We start from the raw sequence: 15,575 nt of genomic DNA on the forward strand, positions 1-15,575 counted from the left end.
GGCCTGCTGGCCACGCCTCAGACATCCAGTGCCGGACGGTGCGCCGCTTCGTCCACGAAGCGCCAGCGCCCAACGAAGCTGGCGAGCACAAAGGCCCCCAGTCCGAACAGCATCACGATGCCTACCGACTGCAGCCACTGGCTGTCGAAGGCGCCGAACATGCTGGCCCGCACGCCGCGCACCACCCAGGTGAACGGCAACCAGGGATTGATCTCCCGGAAGAAGTCGCTGCTCAGCTCGATCGGCACCACGCCACCGGCCGACGACAGCTGCAGGATCAGCAGGATCAGTGCCACCGCCTTGCCCGCATCGCCGAACGCGCGCACCAGCGCCATGATGATGAGCAGGAAGGTCAGCGCCGCGGTGACCAGGGTCAGCGCCAGACCCGGCAGGTGCAGGATGTGCATCTGCAGCAGGAAGGCCGCCATCATCACCACGACCAGCGCCTGCACCGTCACGATGCCGCCCAGCAGCATCAACTTGCCTGGCAGCCGCGCCGCAGGTGACAGGCTGGCCGCCGCGCCCGGCAGCATGCGCAGGTGGAAGATGAAGGTTGTCATGACCGCGCCGAGCCAGACCGCGACCGGCAGGAAGTTCGGCGCGAAACCGCTGCCATTGTTGGCGACCGGGGCATCGATCTGAATCTCGGGTTGCACCGACACCGCCAGTCCCTTGGCCGTGCCGCCGAGCGTGTCGATGTGTGCCGGCAGGCTGGCGCTGAGCAGGTCCAGCCCGCCAGCCAGCTGACGCGAACCGTCGGCCAGTTGCGTGATGCCGTGGCTCAGGTCCTGCGATCCCTTGCGCGCGGCGTGGCCGCCGTCGGCCAGGGCGTCGAGTTTCGCGTCGGGCGGAAGTGCACTGGCCATGGTGCCAATGCCGGCGGACAGTGCACCCATGCCGTCGGCCAGCGCCGACACCCCCTTGTCCAGCGCCTGTGCGCCTTCCTGCAACTTCGCCTGACCCTGGCGCGCGCTGCGCAGGCCCTGGGTCAGCTGCTCGGCGCCGCCGGCCAGTTGTTGTGCACCCGCCGAGACCTTGCCACCCACCAGCGGAATCGACTGCGTCTCTTCCTTCATGTGCAGCGCGCCTTCGGACAGCTTCTGAGAACCTGCTTCCAGCTGCGCCAGCCCCGACGACAGTTCGGCGTGGCCGGCCGACAGCTGCGAGGCACCCGACTTGAGCGCCTGCAGATCCTGCGCTGCGGGCTTGCGTGCGTCCATGGTGCGGATGCCCGCGCCCAATTGCTTCATGCCGCTGGTGAACTGGCCGATGCCGGTGTCCAGCGTGCCCTGGCCGGTGGCGAGCTGCCTGGCGCCGCGGTCGGCCTGCTGCAGTCCGTCGCGCAGGGTGTGGGCGCCTTCCTGCAGTTTGCCAACGCCATCGCGCAGCCGCGACATGCTGTCGGCAGCGCCGGCCGAAGCGCCGAGCACCAGCGCCCAGCGCTTCTCGTTCAGTGTCTCGTTGACCTGGTGGCCCAGCTCGGCGGCGAAGCGGCGCGCAAACCCGGCGCCGGTGTAGTTGTTGCCCTCGGACGCGTAGACCACCAGCTTGCCGCCGCCGGCCTGCTCGCCGGGCACGGCATGGGCACTGAAGTCGGCCGGGATGATGAGCGCGAACAGGCTGCGCCCGGCCCGCACATCGCGCCGGGCCGTTTCCTCGTCCTGCGTTTCGGTGAAGCCGAACATGCGGCGGGCCTGCAGCGTCTTGACCAGCTCGTCGCCAAGGTCGACATGCTGCCCCTTGTAGTCGATGCCCTGGTCCAGGTTCACGATCAGCGCGGGCAGCGCCGCGGTGCGGCTGGACGGGTCCCAGACCGCGCTGAGGTAGATCAGCGCGTACAGCGCCGGGATGAGCACGATGCCCAGCACCGACAGGCGCAGCTTGGGGAAACGGCGGAACAGTCCCGCCTCCATGGCCGCAATCGACCACACATCGCGGAACAGCCGCATCGGGGAATCCTCGTTATTTGCTGAGCAGTCGCATCGTGTCCTCCAGACCCTTGAGCGTCAGCGGGTGCATGCGCTGGCCCATGAGCTGCTGGATGATGCTGATGCTCTGGCGGTACTGCCAGACGCCTTGCGGCTCGGGATTGATCCAGGCGAACTTCGGGAACGCGTGGGTCAGGCGCTGCAGCCACTCGGCGCCGGCCTCTTCGTTGTTGTATTCCACGCTGCCGCCGGGCTGCAGAATCTCGTAGGGGCTCATGGTCGCGTCGCCCACGAAGATCAGCTTGTAGTCCTTGTTGTACTTGCGGATGATGTCCCAGGTCGGGAACTTCTCGGCGTAGCGGCGCCGGTTGTTCTTCCACATGTAGTCGTAGACACAGTTGTGGAAGTAATAGAACTCCAGGTGCTTGAACTCGCTCTTGACGGCCGAAAACAGTTCCTCGACGCGCTGGATGTGCTCGTCCATCGTGCCGCCCACGTCCATCAGCAGCAGCACTTTCACGTTGTTGTGCCGCTCCGGAATCATCTTGATGTCCAGCCAGCCGGCGTTGGCGGCGGTGGAGCGGATGGTGTCCGGCAGGTCGAGTTCGAGATCGTTGCCCTCGCGCGCGAATTTGCGCAGGCGGCGCAGCGCGACCTTGATGTTGCGCGTGCCCAGTTCCTGCGTATCGTCGTAGTCGCGGTAGGCGCGCTGGTCCCAGACCTTCACCGCCGACTTGTTGCCGCCCTTGCCGCCAATGCGGATGCCCTGCGGGTTCTTGCCGCCGTGGCCGAAGGGCGATGTGCCGCCAGTGCCGATCCACTTGCTGCCGCCTTCGTGGCGCTCTTTCTGTTCTTCGAGCCGCTTCTGCAGCGTCTCCATCAGCTCGTCCCAGTCCATCTTGGGTGCGTTGGCGATCTGCTCGGCCGAGAGGATGCGCTCCATCTCCTGGCGCAGCCAGTCGGCGGGGATCGGCTTGGTGAAGTCGGCGATCAGCTCCACGCCCTTGAAGTAGGCGGCGAAGGCGCGGTCGAACTTGTCGTAGTGCTTCTCGTCCTTCACCAGCGCGGTGCGGCTGAGGAAGTAAAAGTCGTCCATGGTGCAGGCGTCAGGATTGGTCGGCCCGACCACGTCCGCCTTCAGCGCTTCGAGCAGCGTCAGGTATTCCTTGACCGAGACCGGCAGCTTGGCCGCACGCAGGGTGTAGAAAAAGTCGATCAGCATGGTGAAACCCTCCGTCGGACCTCAGTCCTTGGCCGCGTTGGCCGCACGCCAGCGCCGCGCGATCTGTAGCCCCAGCCCGCCACCCAGCCCCACGGCGATCACGGCACCGATGCTGCCGCTGCCGTAGCCTTCGGCAAACAGGTCGAAACCCAGCGCCCGCGCGATCCAGAAGGCCGCGAGCGCTCCGCCCACAAAGCCGATGGCATCGGAAAGGCCTTCCTTGAGCAGGCGGGAGGTGTCGCTCATGGGGTCAACGGTTTCGCTGGTTCATGAACACCAGCTTTTCAAACAGCGTGGTGTCCTGCTCGTTCTTGAGCAGCGCGCCCACCAGCGGCGGGATGCTGACCTTGCTGTCGGCGCTCTGCAGCGCTTCGAGCGGGATGTCTTCGGCCATCAGCAGCTTGAGCCAGTCCAGCAGCTCGCTGGTGGAAGGCTTTTTCTTGAGGCCCGGCAGGTTGCGCACGTCGTAGAAGGTCTTCATCGCCACCGTCAGCAGGTCCTGCTTGAGGTGAGGGAAGTGCACCTCGACGATCTTCTTCATCGTTTCCGCTTCGGGGAACTTGATGTAGTGGAAGAAGCAGCGGCGCAGGAAGGCGTCGGGCAGTTCCTTTTCGTTGTTCGAGGTGATGAACACCAGCGGCCGGTGCTTGGCCTTGACCAGCTCGCGCGTCTCGTAGCAGTAGAACTCCATGCGGTCGAGTTCGCGCAGCAGGTCGTTGGGGAATTCGATGTCGGCCTTGTCGATCTCGTCGATCAGCAGGGCGACCGGCTGGTCGGCGGTGAAGGCTTGCCAGAGCACGCCCTGCACGATGTAGTTGCGGATGTCTTTCACCCGTTCGGCGCTGTCGCCGGTGTTGAGCTGGCTGTCGCGCAGGCGGCTCACGGCGTCGTACTCGTAAAGGCCCTGCTGCGCTTTGGTGGTCGACTTGATGTGCCACTGCAGCAGCGGCATGTCCAGCGCCTGCGCCACTTCCTCGGCCAGCATGGTCTTGCCGGTGCCGGGCTCGCCCTTGACCAGCAGCGGGCGCTTGAGTGTGATGGCGGCGTTGACCGCGAGCATCAGGTCCTGGGTGGCGACGTAGTTTTCAGAGCCTTGGAACTTCATGGGGTGCAATGGTTGGCGCGGCCTGCAGGCCTGCGGATCAGGGTAATCAATAGGGCGGTTTTTGGGATCGAGTCTATATAATCGTCCATTGATTTTTATCAATCGTTCACTTCATTGTGCTTGCAAAATGACCCATTCGCTGACCTCGATCGCCCGTACCGTTGTCGCCGCGGCGACCCTTTTTGCAGCGATTCCGGCTGCTCAGGCGCAAGCAGTGACCGGCTCCGCCGATGCCGGCCAGAAGAAGGCCGAAATGTGCATCGGCTGCCACGGCATCAAGGGCTATCAGAACAGCTTCCCCGAGATCCACAAGGTGCCCAAGATCTCGGGTCAGTCCGACAAGTACATCATCTCCGCGCTGACCGCCTACAAGAAGGGCGATCGCAAGCATCCGTCCATGCGCGGCATTGCCGGTTCGCTGAGCGACCAGGACATGGCCGATCTGGCTGCGTTCTATTCGGCGCAGGCCGGCCAGGCGCCCGGTGAAACCGCAACCCCGGCGACCGGCCTGGCGGCCGAACTGATCCAGAAGGGCGCCTGCGCCTCGTGCCACGGCGCCAACTTCGCCAAGCCGATCGATCCGACCTACCCGAAGATCGCCGGCCAGCACGCCGACTACCTGTATGTGGCGCTCAAGGCTTACACGGTCGAAGGCCACAACGTGGTCGGCCGCGGCAACCCCATCATGGGTGGTGTGGCCAAGCAGTTCAAGCCCGCTGAAATGCGCGAACTGGCCAAGTATCTGGGCTCGCTCGATGGCGACCTGCAGACCGTGCCGCAGTCCCGTTTCCGCTGAAACTGGCGCCGAACCCGACAAAAAGCCGCTCATCGAGCGGCTTTTTTGTTGGCGCTTGCGGTCAGTCCTGCGTGGCGCGGCGGCGTACCTGATCGATGTAGGCGTGTCCATCGGGCGGGCGGCCCGAGCGCTGGCTCTCCCAGACCATACGGCCCAGGCACTCCATCACCTCATGGTGCGCCTGGTGCAGGTCACCGCGGCGAGCGGCCAGCAACTCGACAGCCTGGCGGATGCCCGGGGGCTGGTCGATGCTGCACTGTTCGCTGACCGACAGATGCATCGACAGGTGCAGGAACGGATTTTCCTGCGTGCCATCGCCCGGCTGTCCCAGCTGCGCCAGCGCGGCGTCGACGTCTGAAAAAGCGGCGTGGTACTCGGGATGCTCGGCAATCCACTGGCCGGCCAGCATCTCGATCGCTTCCATGGCCTCGCCAGCTTGCTGTTTGGCATGGACGGAACAGAAGAAGCGCCGGACATCGGCTTGGGACGGACTGAACATGGATGCATTATCCTGCATGTCTTTGAAGGAGACATCCCATGCCACAGGCATTCATCTGCGACGCGATCCGTACCCCCTTTGGCCGCTACGGCGGCGCCCTGTCCTCCGTGCGCACCGACGACCTCGGCGCCATTCCGCTCAAGGCGCTCATGGCGCGCAACCCGAATGTGGACTGGGAGGCCGTGACCGACGTGCTGTTCGGTTGCGCCAACCAGGCCGGTGAAGACAACCGCAACGTCGCCCACATGAGCAGCCTGCTGGCTGGCCTGCCGCTGGAAGTGCCCGGCGCGACCATCAACCGCCTGTGCGGCTCTGGCCTGGACGCCATCGGCACCGCAGCGCGCGCCATCAAGGCCGGCGAAGCAGGCCTGATGATCGCTGGCGGCGTCGAAAGCATGAGCCGCGCGCCTTTCGTCATGCCGAAGGCCGAAAGCGCGTTCTCCCGCAACAACGCGGTCTATGACACCACCATCGGCTGGCGCTTCGTCAACAAGCTGATGAAGGAAAAGTACGGCGTCGATTCGATGCCCGAAACGGCCGAGAACGTGGCGACCGACTTCAAGATCGAGCGCGAGGCCCAGGACCTGATGGCGTACAACAGCCAGCTGCGCGCGGTGGCGGCCATCAAGGCTGGCCACCTGGCGCGCGAAATCACCCCGGTCAGCATCCCGCAAAAGAAAGGCGACGCCCTGATCGTCGACACCGACGAGCACCCACGCGAGACCAGCCTGGAAGCACTGGCCAAGCTCAAGGGCGTGGTGCGGCCGGACGGCACGGTCACCGCCGGCAACGCCAGCGGTGTGAACGACGGTGCTTGCGCGTTGCTCCTGGCCGACGAGGCCACTGCCGCGAAAAACGGACTGACCCCCAAGGCCCGCATCGTGGGCATGGCCACGGCCGGCGTGGCGCCGCGCATCATGGGCATCGGCCCGGCACCGGCGACACAGAAAGTGCTGGCGCTGACCGGCCTGACGCTGGAGCAGCTGGATGTGATCGAACTCAACGAAGCCTTTGCGGCCCAAGGGCTGGCGGTGCTGCGCATGCTGGGGCTCAAGGACGACGATGGGCGCGTCAACGCCTGGGGAGGCGCGATCGCGCTGGGCCACCCGCTGGGCGCCAGCGGTGCGCGGCTGGCCACCACGGCAGTCAACCGCCTGCATGCCACCGGGGGACGCTATGCGCTGTGCACCATGTGCATCGGTGTCGGGCAGGGCATCGCCCTGGTGATCGAGCGCGTGTGACTGGTTTCCCCCTCATCACCGACCCCTTCTTCTACGCGGTCGCCATTCCGGCCGTGTTGCTGCTCGGTGTGAGCAAGAGCGGGTTTGGCGCTGGCTTCGGTTCACTGGCGGTACCAATGATGGCGCTGGCGGTGCCGGTGCCGCAGGCCGCGGCGATCCTGATGCCAGTGCTGCTGGTGATGGACCTGCTGGGCATGGCGGCGTTCCGCAACGACGTCGACAAGCCTCTGCTGAAGTTCCTGCTGCCCTGGGGGTTGGCGGGCATCGTCATCGGCTGTCTGCTGTTTCGCTTGCTGGATCACCGGCTGGTGGCGGGCATCGTGGGGCTGTTCACCCTGCTGTTCCTGGCGCAGCGGCTGATGTTTCCGCCGCGGGCAGACAGTCCGCCGCCGCGCTGGCTCGGCGCCCTGCTGACCGCGACCTCGGGCTTCACCAGCTTCATCGCGCACGCGGGCGGGCCGCCGATCAACGCCTATGTGATCCCGCTCAAGCTCAAGCCGTTGCTGTTCACCGGCACCATGGCGTTCTTCTTTTTCTTCATCAACCTGTCCAAGTGGATTCCGTACGCCTGGCTGGGGCTGCTGGACTGGCGCAACATGACGACCTCGCTGGCGCTGCTGCCTTTCGCGCCCATCGGTGTTCGTGTTGGTGTGCGCATTGCGCACAAGATCAACCAGACGCTGTTCTACCGCTTTGTCTACGGCGGAATGTTCCTGACCGGGGTCAAGCTGCTCTGGGACAGCTGGCCGTTAACATAGGTGCCGATCAAGGTTCCCGAGGAGGTAGACATGCCGGTGGTGGTGATCGCGAATCCCAAGGGAGGGGTGGGCAAGTCCACCCTGTCGACCAACGTGGCCGGTTACCTGGCCAGCAAGGGGCACGCCGTGATGCTGGGCGACGCCGACCGGCAGCAGTCGTCGGCGCTCTGGCTCGGCCTGAGGCCTCCGGCGGCGCGTCCGATCCGCTCCTGGGATATGACAGACGACCACGTGGGCAAACCGCCCAAGGGCACCACCCATGTGGTGCTCGACACGCCGGCGGGCCTGCACGGCACCCTCTGCAAGGAAGCGCTCAAGCATGCCGACAGGGTGCTGGTGCCGTTGCAGCCCAGCATCTTCGACATTTACGCCACCCGAGCCTTCCTCGACGAGCTGGCGCAGTCCAAACATGCCGGCCGTCTGCAGGTCGGCATCGTGGGCATGCGGGTCGACGCCCGCACCATCGCCGCGGACAAGCTGCACGAATTCGTGGATGGCCTGGGGCTGCCGGTACTGGGTTACCTGCGCGACACGCAGAACTACATCCACCTGGCGGCGCGGGGTCTGTCGCTGTTCGATGTGGCGCCCAGCCGGGTCGAGAAGGACCTGGAGCAGTGGCAGGGCATCTGCGCGTGGCTGGACAGCTGACGCGGTCCGGGTGAGCCGCAGGTGTCGCGGTGCCGACAGCGGCTTTCGGGTCTGACGACCTAGAGTCGGCGCCCATGAGACATTTCGACACCCTGCAAGAACTCGCGGCCTGCGTCGGCCAGGAAGTGGCTGTCAGCGACTGGGTCACCGTGACCCAGGAACAGGTCAACCGCTTTGCCGACGCCACGGGCGATCACCAATGGATCCATGTGGACGTGGAGCGTGCGCGTTCCGGCCCTTTCGGCGCGCCGATTGCGCATGGGTTCCTGACCCTGTCGCTGCTGCCGGTGTTTTTCGACACGGCGTTCGACATCCGCCAGGCTGGCATGGGCGTGAACTACGGGCTCAACAAAGTGCGTTTCACCGCACCGGTGCCGGTCGGCAGCCGGCTGCGTGCCCGCATGAGTCTGCTGACAGCTGAACCCATCGAGGGCAACGGCCTGCAGATGGCCTGGGCCGTGGCCATCGAGCGCGATGGTGCGGACAAGCCGGTGTGTGTGGCCGAGGCCCTGGTGCGCCGCTACCCCTGAGCGACCCCGTCCTCAACGGATGCGGACCAGCTGGCGCGGTTCGACCCAGCCTTCGAAGACGGCAATCAGCGCGTTGATGCGCTCGGCCGCCACGTTCTGGCTGTGCTGGTGGGAGATCAGCTGGTAGGCGTCGTTGCGCAGCATCCAGAGTTCCTGCGGCGTCTGGGTGTGTTCAATCTTGTGGCGCAGCCGGAACACGGGTACCCCATCGCAATCGGCCACGCACTGCAACAGTGCCGAGCGGATCGCCAGGATTTCTTTCAGGCTCGGCGACGATTTCACCGGCTTGCGCGGTGCCATCTTGCTTTTGAAGAGCCTGGTGAGGGTCGGAATCAAAATAACCTCCGGACTGCCCGGGTGGGCAGGTCGAAACCAATGGGGGTGTGAGGGGTTGGCCGCGCGCCAGCGTGTTGTGGCAGACCAGAGTGACCCAGTATTGTGGCCACGAAGGTCGTCGTTGTGTGGGGGGGCTGCTCCAGCCGGATGGTGAACTGCGTCACGGTTTTGTCGCTCCGAAACCCTGTTGCCGCCAGGCTTCGTAAACCAGTACCGCCACGGCGTTGGACAGGTTGAGGCTGCGCTGGCCTTCGCGCATCGGCAGCCTCAGCTGTTGTTCGGGGCCAAACTGTTCGCGGACGCTGGCCGGCAAGCCGTCGGTTTCCGAGCCGAACACCAGCCAGTCGCCTGCCTCGAAGTGCACCGAGAACGCGTCGCGGCGACCGCGGGTGGTCAGGGCAAACATGCGCTCGCGGGCGGGTTGTGCGGATGCAAGGAAGCTGTCCCAGTCGGCGTGGCGCTGCACGCTGGCGTACTCGTGGTAGTCGAGCCCGGCGCGCCGCATCTGCTTGTCGTCCATCGAAAACCCCAGGGGCTCGATGAGATGCAGGTGGGCGCCCGTGTTGGCGCACAGGCGGATCACATTGCCCGTGTTGGGCGGGATCTGCGGTGCGACCAGGACGACGTGAAACATGAGGACGTGACGCTGCTTCGATCAAGTAGCCGTTGCTGTTGCGGCCTTATCTTGTCCCCCTGTGCGGGCGCGATCATAAGCGCATATGGATGTTTCGTGCCCCGTCAGGGTGCGGTCGATTGATCGGCATCAGATGGCGTTCGCGCAAAGACCAGCGCGTGGACCTTGGCGCAGCCTGCTTGCCGCAGTGCAGTCGCTGCGTGCTCCAGCGTGGCGCCGGTGGTGCGCACGTCGTCGACCAGCACCACGCGGGCACCACGCAAGCGCCCGACCTGTGCCGGGTGGGGGGCGAATGCGCCCTGCAGGTTGGAGAGCCGATACGCGTTGGAGAGGCGGTGCTGGTCGGGTGCCTCGCCCAGGCGCACCAGCGCATCGCGCAAGGTGGGCAGGCCAGATCGGTGATGCAAGGCGCGACACAGCTCCCATGCCTGGTTGTAACCGCGCTCGGCAAGCCGTTGGGGACGCACGGGAACCGGCACCCACAAGGATTCCGCATCACACAGCGCGTTCGCCTGTGCAGCCAGCCACATCGGTCCGGCCAAGGTGTCTGCCCAGCCAGGCTCGCCCCGGAACTTGAAGCGTGCGATCAGCTGGTCCCACGGATAGCGGTAGTCGACCGCGGCTGCGCAGCGTTCAACCGCTGGAGGCATGGTCTGGCAAAGGCATTCGCCGCAGAGGCCGCTGGCGCCGGACATGGCCCGAGCGCATCGGGGGCAGCGTTGGATCACCGGCGCAAAGCGCTGCAGGCAGTCGGTGCACACCGGCTGCGCTGGCCAGCGGCCGCAAACCTGGCAGACCGATGGCAGAGACAGCATGGCGGCCAATATACTGGCGGCCCACCTGCTTGGCGGCCCTTCGGCTGCCGTGAAATCCCCCGTTTGTCCATGATCCCGACCGCCGAAGAAGCGCCTGTGCCCGGACTCGACCCTGTGGCCGCCCGGCGCTGGGCAAGGCTTCGGCGTGACACCAGCCCTTGGCTGCACGAAGAGGTGGCCCGCCGGATGATGGAGCGGCTGCAGTGGTTCCGTGATCCGCCAGCCAGCTGGCTGCACTGGGAGCCGGTGCTCGGCGGTCTGGAGGCGCACCGCCAGCTGGTCGAACGCCTGCCCGAGGCACAGGCGCACGTCTGGCTGGAAGACCAGGGTGCACTCGAACGGCTGGGCCTGGAGCCCGCCAGACGCGGTTGGGCCCGGCTGCTCTGGATGCGCCAGGGCAAAGGGCTGGCGCTGGGCAATGCCGACACCACCGTCGCGATGGTCTGGGCCAACATGGCGCTGCACCATGTGGCACATCCGCAGACGCTGCTGCGCCAGTGGCACCGCCAGGTCGAGGTCGGCGGGTTCCTGATGTTCTCCTGCCTCGGGCCGGACAGCCTGGCGGAGCTGCGCGCGGTCTACGCCCGGGAAGGCTGGCCCGCGCCGGCGCACAGCTTCACCGACATGCACGACTGGGGCGACATGCTGGTGCACGGCGGGTTTGCCGAGCCGGTGATGGACATGGAGCGCATCACGCTGACCTACAGCAGTGCGGCCGCCATGCTGGAGGAGCTGCGCGGTCTGGGCCGTAACCTCAATACCGAACGTGCGCCTGGGTCGCGCAGTCGTGGCTGGCGCCAGCGGCTGGAGCAGTCGATCGAGCGGTACGGCGCGCGTGCCGAGGATGGCCGCTTGCGGCTGAGCTTCGAGATCACCTATGGGCATGCCTTCAAGGCCCAGCCCCGTCCCGCCAGGGGTGACAGCCAGTCTGTCTCGGTCGACGACATGCGGGCCATGTTGCGTTCTCGCAAACCCTGAAAACGCCCGGATTCACAACAGTTCCGGCGGTACTGTCAGGCGGATCACACGCCTCGATCGCTACAATTGATATAAATCAAATCCGACTGCCTGTTTTTTCGGCAGCGATGGGTGCCGAAGCGTCAGGCTCTCACCCCGTTGTGGGTATTCCCTGAGAGGGCATCTAGGGGAATTTTGGTCTAATCGGATTGATATAAATCAACACTTATATTCGAGGCGTTCAACGTGAGTACGACAAGACAGACGGTTGATTTCCTGCGCCACTCTTCCGGCGGCCTGCGTGCAACGGCGTCAGCCTGGGTGCTGGGCTCTGCCGTCTGGGTGACCGAAGCGGCCCACGCGGTGAACGACCTGCCCGGCGGTCCTGCCGTCAATCAGTTGAACTTCGCGCCACCGGCGACCAAGATCGCCGAAGAGCAGCACTGGCTGCACTGGTTCATGATGGCCATCTGCACGGTCATCTTCGTGCTGGTGTTCGGGGTGATGTTCTATTCCATCCTCAAGCACCGCAAGTCGCTCGGCCACAAGGCGCAGGAACTGCCTGAGCCGATCTGGGTGGAGTTGGGCTGGACCATCGTGCCGCTGCTGATCGTGATCGGCATGGCGCTGCCGGCCACCAAGGTGCTGGTGGCCCAGAAAGACACCACCAACAGCGACCTGACCATCAAGGTCACGGGCATGCAGTGGAAGTGGGGCTATGACTACATCAAGGGAGAGGGAGAGGGCATTGGCTTCCTTTCCACACTCGACGTCGCCCAGCGCGAAATGTCCGCCAGCGGCAAGCCGCCGGCCACCGACGACTACCTGCTCAAGGTCGACCATCCGCTGATCGTGCCGGTGGGCAAGAAGGTCCGCCTGATCACGACCGCCAACGACGTGATCCACTCTTTCATGGTGCCGGCCTTCGGCATCAAGCAGGACGCCATTCCCGGCTTCGTGCGCGATACCTGGTTCCGGGCCGAGAAGACCGGCGACTTCTATGGCCAGTGTGCCGAGCTGTGCGGTAAGGAACACGCCTACATGCCCATCCACGTCAAGGTGGTGACCGCAGAGGAATTCACCAAGTGGGTCGAGGGCGAGAAGAAGAAGCTTGCCGCCGCCGCCGATGACCCGGCAAAGGTCTGGAACCTGGCCGACCTGGTCAAGCGTGGCGAAACTGTCTATGCCGCCAACTGCGTCGCCTGCCACCAGCCCAACGGCAAGGGTGCGGGCCCGATCAAGCCGCTGGACGGTTCGCCGGTGGTGCTCGACGCCGACAAGACCAAGCAGGTCGCGGTGCTGCTCAATGGCCAGAACAACGGTGCAATGCCTTCGTGGAAGCAGCTGTCCGACACTGAAATCGCCGCGGTGATCACCTACACCAAGAACAACTGGTCCAACAAGACCGAGCAGATCGTGCAGCCCGCCGACGTCGTCGCGGCCCGCAAATGAAACGCCCGCGGGTAGAAACCGATAAGCAAAGGAAACGATGATGAGCGCAGTTCTGGATCCCCACGACGTTCACGGGCACGACCATGACCATCACGACCACCACGCCCCGACCGGGTGGCGCCGTTGGGTCTATGCGACCAACCACAAGGACATTGGCACGCTGTACCTGATGTTCGCCTTCACCATGCTCATGGTGGGTGGCGTTCTGGCCTTGCTGATCCGTGCCGAGCTGTTCCAGCCTGGCCTGCAACTGGTCAACCCCGAGCTGTTCAACCAGCTGACCACCATGCACGGCCTGATCATGGTGTTCGGCGCGATCATGCCGGCCTTCGTGGGCTTCGCCAACTGGATGATCCCGCTGCAGATCGGCGCGTCGGACATGGCGTTCGCCCGCATGAACAACTTCAGCTTCTGGCTGATGATTCCTGCTGCGCTGATGCTGGTGTCCTCGTTCTTCATGCCTGGCGGCGCCCCCGCCGCCGGCTGGACGCTGTATGCACCGCTGACCCTGCAGATGGGCCCCTCGATGGACGCCGGCATCTTCGCGATGCACATCCTGGGCGCGTCTTCGATCATGGGCTCGATCAACATCATCGTCACCATCCTGAACATGCGCGCTCCCGGCATGACGCTGATGAAGATGCCGATGTTCTGCTGGACCTGGCTGATCACCGCCTACCTGCTGATCGCCGTGATGCCTGTGCTGGCCGGCGCCATCACCATGACGCTGACGGATCGCCACTTCGGCACCAGCTTCTTCAACCCCGCCGGCGGCGGTGACCCGGTGATGTACCAGCACATCTTCTGGTTCTTCGGCCACCCCGAGGTCTACATCATGATCCTGCCGGCCTTCGGCATCGTGAGCCAGGTCGTGCCCGCCTTCGCGCGCAAGAAGCTGTTCGGCTACGCCTCCATGGTGTACGCCACCGGCTCGATCGCCATCCTGTCCTTTGTCGTGTGGGCACACCACATGTTCACCACCGGCATGCCGGTGACGGGCCAGCTGTTCTTCATGTACTCGACCATGCTGATCGCCGTGCCCACGGGCGTGAAGATCTTCAACTGGATCGCGACCATGTGGAAAGGTTCGATGACCTTCGAGACCCCGATGCTGTGGGCTGTCGGCTTCATCTTCGTGTTCACCATCGGTGGGTTCACCGGCCTGATCCTCTCCATGGCGCCGATCGACATCAACTTCCAGGACACGTACTACGTGGTGGCGCACTTCCACTACGTGCTGGTGGCTGGTTCTCTGTTTGCCATGTTCTCCGGCGCCTACTACTGGCTGCCCAAGTGGACCGGTGTGATGTACAGCGAGACCCGCGGCAAGATCCACTTCTGGTGGTCGATGATTTCGTTCAACATCACCTTCTTCCCGATGCACTTCCTGGGTCTGGCCGGCATGCCCCGCCGTTACGCCGACTACCCGATGCAGTTCGCCGACTTCAACGCCATTGCATCCGTGGGCGCCTTCGCCTTCGGTCTGGCGCAGGTGTATTTCTTCTTCTTCGTGGTGCTGCCCGCCATGCGCGGCATTGGCCCGAAGGCGGTGCAGAAGCCCTGGGAAGGTGCCGAAGGCCTGGAATGGGAAGTGCCGTCGCCGGCACCGTTCCACACCTTCGAAAACCCGCCCAAGCTCGACGCCACCGCCACCAAAGTGATCGGCTGAGCCCGCCATGACGTCGCCCGAACAGAAGAAGCAAAACCAGCGCCTGGCGCTGATCCTCGCCTCGGTGGCGCTGGTGTTCTTCGTCGGGTTCGTCGGCAAGATCGTGCTGCTCGGCCACTGAGCCAAGCCTGGAACCACTGCAATGGGCCTGCGACGTGAAAACCTGAAGATGGTGGGCAAGCTTGGCGTGATTACGCTGGGCATGTTCGCCTTTGGTTACGCGCTGGTGCCGCTGTACAAGGCCATCTGCGAGGCGACAGGCATCAACGTGCTTGCACTTTCCGAGCAGGAGGTTCCGGGAGCGAAGACCAAGGCCGTCAACTCGCAGGTGGACCTGTCCCGCTCGATCACGGTCGAGTTCGATGTCAACGCGCGTGGCCCTTGGCACTTCAAGCCGGCGGTCCGTTCGCTGCAGGTGCATCCCGGGGAGCTGACCACGGTCATGTACCAGTTCCAGAACATCCAGAACCGCACCATGGCGGCGCAGGCCATTCCGAGCTACGCACCGTCACAGGCGGCCTCGCACTTCAACAAGCTGGAGTGCTTCTGCTTCAACCAGTACACGCTGGCGCCGGGCGAGAAGAAAGAGTGGCCTGTGGTGTTTGTCATCGACCCCAAGCTGCCCAAGAGCGTCACGACCATCACACTGTCCTACACCTTCTTCGAGGTCGGTGGCAAGGTGCCCGCCGCACCACAGGAGACGGCAGGGCAATCCATCCAGTTGCTGCCCGCTGCGGCACGCACCGGAGGTGCCGTGTGAGCGAGACGCCGGTGCATCAGCGAAAGGGCTCGGTGGGCGAAACGGTCAAGGCCGTGCTCTGGGGCTTTCTCGGTGTGCGGCGCAATGCAGACTACCAGCGCGATGTCGCCCGCCTGAACCCGATCCATCTGATGGTGGCGGGCGTGGTGATGGCGCTGCTGTTTGTCGCCACCCTCATCTTCATCGTCCACTGGGTGGCCGGCTGAGCCGGGCACCGACGGAATC

General features: G+C 64.8%; 19 protein-coding genes. 11 read left to right on the forward strand and 8 right to left on the reverse strand.

The features are described from left to right. Nucleotides 1-17: 17 nt before the first annotated feature. From ACLIJ1_RS09055 to ACLIJ1_RS09070, 4 genes are read right to left on the reverse strand one after another with little or no spacing between them, the layout of a single operon-like run. Entirely contained in the window at nucleotides 18-1,949 is a 1,932-nt protein-coding gene (locus tag ACLIJ1_RS09055) for a YhgE/Pip family protein (RefSeq protein WP_411365184.1), read from the reverse strand. A 13-nt stretch (nucleotides 1,950-1,962) separates the two neighbouring features. After that, complete coding sequence (locus ACLIJ1_RS09060; RefSeq protein WP_411365185.1) at nucleotides 1,963-3,150, reverse strand: vWA domain-containing protein; 1,188 nt, start codon at nucleotides 3,148-3,150, stop codon at nucleotides 1,963-1,965. Between the two features lie 21 nt (nucleotides 3,151-3,171). After that, entirely contained in the window at nucleotides 3,172-3,396 is a 225-nt protein-coding gene (locus ACLIJ1_RS09065; protein ID WP_411365186.1) for a hypothetical protein, read from the reverse strand. 4 nt (nucleotides 3,397-3,400) lie between these two features. Then, nucleotides 3,401-4,255: an AAA family ATPase gene (locus ACLIJ1_RS09070; RefSeq protein WP_411365187.1), complete on the reverse strand. Its 855-nt coding sequence runs from the start codon at nucleotides 4,253-4,255 to the stop codon at nucleotides 3,401-3,403. 127 nt (nucleotides 4,256-4,382) lie between these two features. On the opposite strand from ACLIJ1_RS09070, the gene ACLIJ1_RS09075 reads away from it, so the two are divergent. Beyond that, complete coding sequence (locus tag ACLIJ1_RS09075; protein ID WP_411365188.1) at nucleotides 4,383-5,051, forward strand: c-type cytochrome; 669 nt, start codon at nucleotides 4,383-4,385, stop codon at nucleotides 5,049-5,051. A 61-nt stretch (nucleotides 5,052-5,112) separates the two neighbouring features. On the opposite strand, the gene ACLIJ1_RS09080 is transcribed toward ACLIJ1_RS09075, so the two are convergent. Continuing rightward, nucleotides 5,113-5,550 (reverse strand): DUF1841 family protein, encoded by a 438-nt coding sequence (locus tag ACLIJ1_RS09080; RefSeq protein WP_411365189.1) that lies wholly within the window; start codon nucleotides 5,548-5,550, stop codon nucleotides 5,113-5,115. A 38-nt stretch (nucleotides 5,551-5,588) separates the two neighbouring features. Between ACLIJ1_RS09080 and pcaF the strand changes: the two genes are divergently transcribed. The 4 genes from pcaF to ACLIJ1_RS09100 all read left to right on the forward strand — a co-directional run bounded on the left by pcaF (nucleotide 5,589) and on the right by ACLIJ1_RS09100 (nucleotide 8,727). Further along, nucleotides 5,589-6,791 carry a 3-oxoadipyl-CoA thiolase gene (pcaF, locus tag ACLIJ1_RS09085; RefSeq protein ID WP_411365190.1) on the forward strand — a complete coding sequence of 401 codons (1,203 nt, stop codon included), beginning with the start codon at nucleotides 5,589-5,591 and terminating at the stop codon, nucleotides 6,789-6,791. Further along, a complete protein-coding gene (locus ACLIJ1_RS09090) occupies nucleotides 6,788-7,549 on the forward strand; it encodes a sulfite exporter TauE/SafE family protein (RefSeq protein ID WP_411365191.1) in 762 nt (253 codons plus the stop codon). The genes pcaF and ACLIJ1_RS09090 overlap by 4 nt, the downstream gene beginning before the upstream one ends. Nucleotides 7,550-7,579: 30 nt before the next feature. Continuing rightward, the gene (locus ACLIJ1_RS09095) at nucleotides 7,580-8,197 is read left to right on the forward strand and encodes a ParA family protein (RefSeq protein ID WP_411365192.1); all 618 of its coding nucleotides are present in this window, start codon (nucleotides 7,580-7,582) and stop codon (nucleotides 8,195-8,197) included. A gap of 74 nt (nucleotides 8,198-8,271) precedes the next feature. Beyond that, nucleotides 8,272-8,727 carry a MaoC family dehydratase gene (locus ACLIJ1_RS09100; RefSeq protein WP_411365193.1) on the forward strand — a complete coding sequence of 152 codons (456 nt, stop codon included), beginning with the start codon at nucleotides 8,272-8,274 and terminating at the stop codon, nucleotides 8,725-8,727. Nucleotides 8,728-8,739: 12 nt separating this feature from the next. On the opposite strand, the gene ACLIJ1_RS09105 is transcribed toward ACLIJ1_RS09100, so the two are convergent. From ACLIJ1_RS09105 to ACLIJ1_RS09115, 3 genes are all read right to left on the reverse strand, one after another. Further along, a complete protein-coding gene (locus tag ACLIJ1_RS09105) occupies nucleotides 8,740-9,027 on the reverse strand; it encodes a hypothetical protein (protein ID WP_411365194.1) in 288 nt (95 codons plus the stop codon). Nucleotides 9,028-9,223: 196 nt separating this feature from the next. Continuing rightward, nucleotides 9,224-9,697, reverse strand: coding sequence for a tRNA (uridine(34)/cytosine(34)/5-carboxymethylaminomethyluridine(34)-2'-O)-methyltransferase TrmL (trmL, locus tag ACLIJ1_RS09110; protein WP_411365195.1), 474 nt, complete (start codon nucleotides 9,695-9,697; stop codon nucleotides 9,224-9,226). 104 nt (nucleotides 9,698-9,801) lie between these two features. Next, nucleotides 9,802-10,512, reverse strand: a complete 711-nt coding sequence (locus tag ACLIJ1_RS09115) for a phosphoribosyltransferase family protein (protein ID WP_411365196.1) — start codon at nucleotides 10,510-10,512, stop codon at nucleotides 9,802-9,804. Nucleotides 10,513-10,581: 69 nt separating this feature from the next. Here ACLIJ1_RS09115 and ACLIJ1_RS09120 point away from each other — a divergent pair, with 69 nt between their 5' ends. The 6 genes from ACLIJ1_RS09120 to ACLIJ1_RS09145 all read left to right on the forward strand — a co-directional run bounded on the left by ACLIJ1_RS09120 (nucleotide 10,582) and on the right by ACLIJ1_RS09145 (nucleotide 15,556). Further along, nucleotides 10,582-11,490, forward strand: a complete 909-nt coding sequence (locus ACLIJ1_RS09120; RefSeq protein WP_411365197.1) for a methyltransferase domain-containing protein — start codon at nucleotides 10,582-10,584, stop codon at nucleotides 11,488-11,490. A 276-nt stretch (nucleotides 11,491-11,766) separates the two neighbouring features. Continuing rightward, nucleotides 11,767-12,921, forward strand: a complete 1,155-nt coding sequence (gene coxB, locus ACLIJ1_RS09125; RefSeq protein ID WP_411365736.1) for a cytochrome c oxidase subunit II — start codon at nucleotides 11,767-11,769, stop codon at nucleotides 12,919-12,921. 40 nt (nucleotides 12,922-12,961) lie between these two features. Next, complete coding sequence (gene ctaD, locus ACLIJ1_RS09130; RefSeq protein ID WP_411365198.1) at nucleotides 12,962-14,590, forward strand: cytochrome c oxidase subunit I; 1,629 nt, start codon at nucleotides 12,962-12,964, stop codon at nucleotides 14,588-14,590. Nucleotides 14,591-14,597: 7 nt separating this feature from the next. Then, on the forward strand, nucleotides 14,598-14,711 hold the full coding sequence (locus tag ACLIJ1_RS09135) for a cytochrome oxidase small assembly protein (protein ID WP_411365199.1): 114 nt from the start codon (nucleotides 14,598-14,600) through the stop codon (nucleotides 14,709-14,711). Between the two features lie 21 nt (nucleotides 14,712-14,732). Beyond that, entirely contained in the window at nucleotides 14,733-15,350 is a 618-nt protein-coding gene (locus tag ACLIJ1_RS09140) for a cytochrome c oxidase assembly protein (RefSeq protein WP_411365200.1), read from the forward strand. Further along, nucleotides 15,347-15,556: a DUF2970 domain-containing protein gene (locus ACLIJ1_RS09145; RefSeq protein WP_411365201.1), complete on the forward strand. Its 210-nt coding sequence runs from the start codon at nucleotides 15,347-15,349 to the stop codon at nucleotides 15,554-15,556. The genes ACLIJ1_RS09140 and ACLIJ1_RS09145 overlap by 4 nt, the downstream gene beginning before the upstream one ends. Nucleotides 15,557-15,575 lie beyond the last annotated feature (19 nt).

It is taken from the genome of Hydrogenophaga sp. RWCD_12 (assembly GCF_046604225.1).
In the GTDB taxonomy this organism is placed as follows: Bacteria; Pseudomonadota; Gammaproteobacteria; order Burkholderiales; family Burkholderiaceae_C; genus Hydrogenophaga.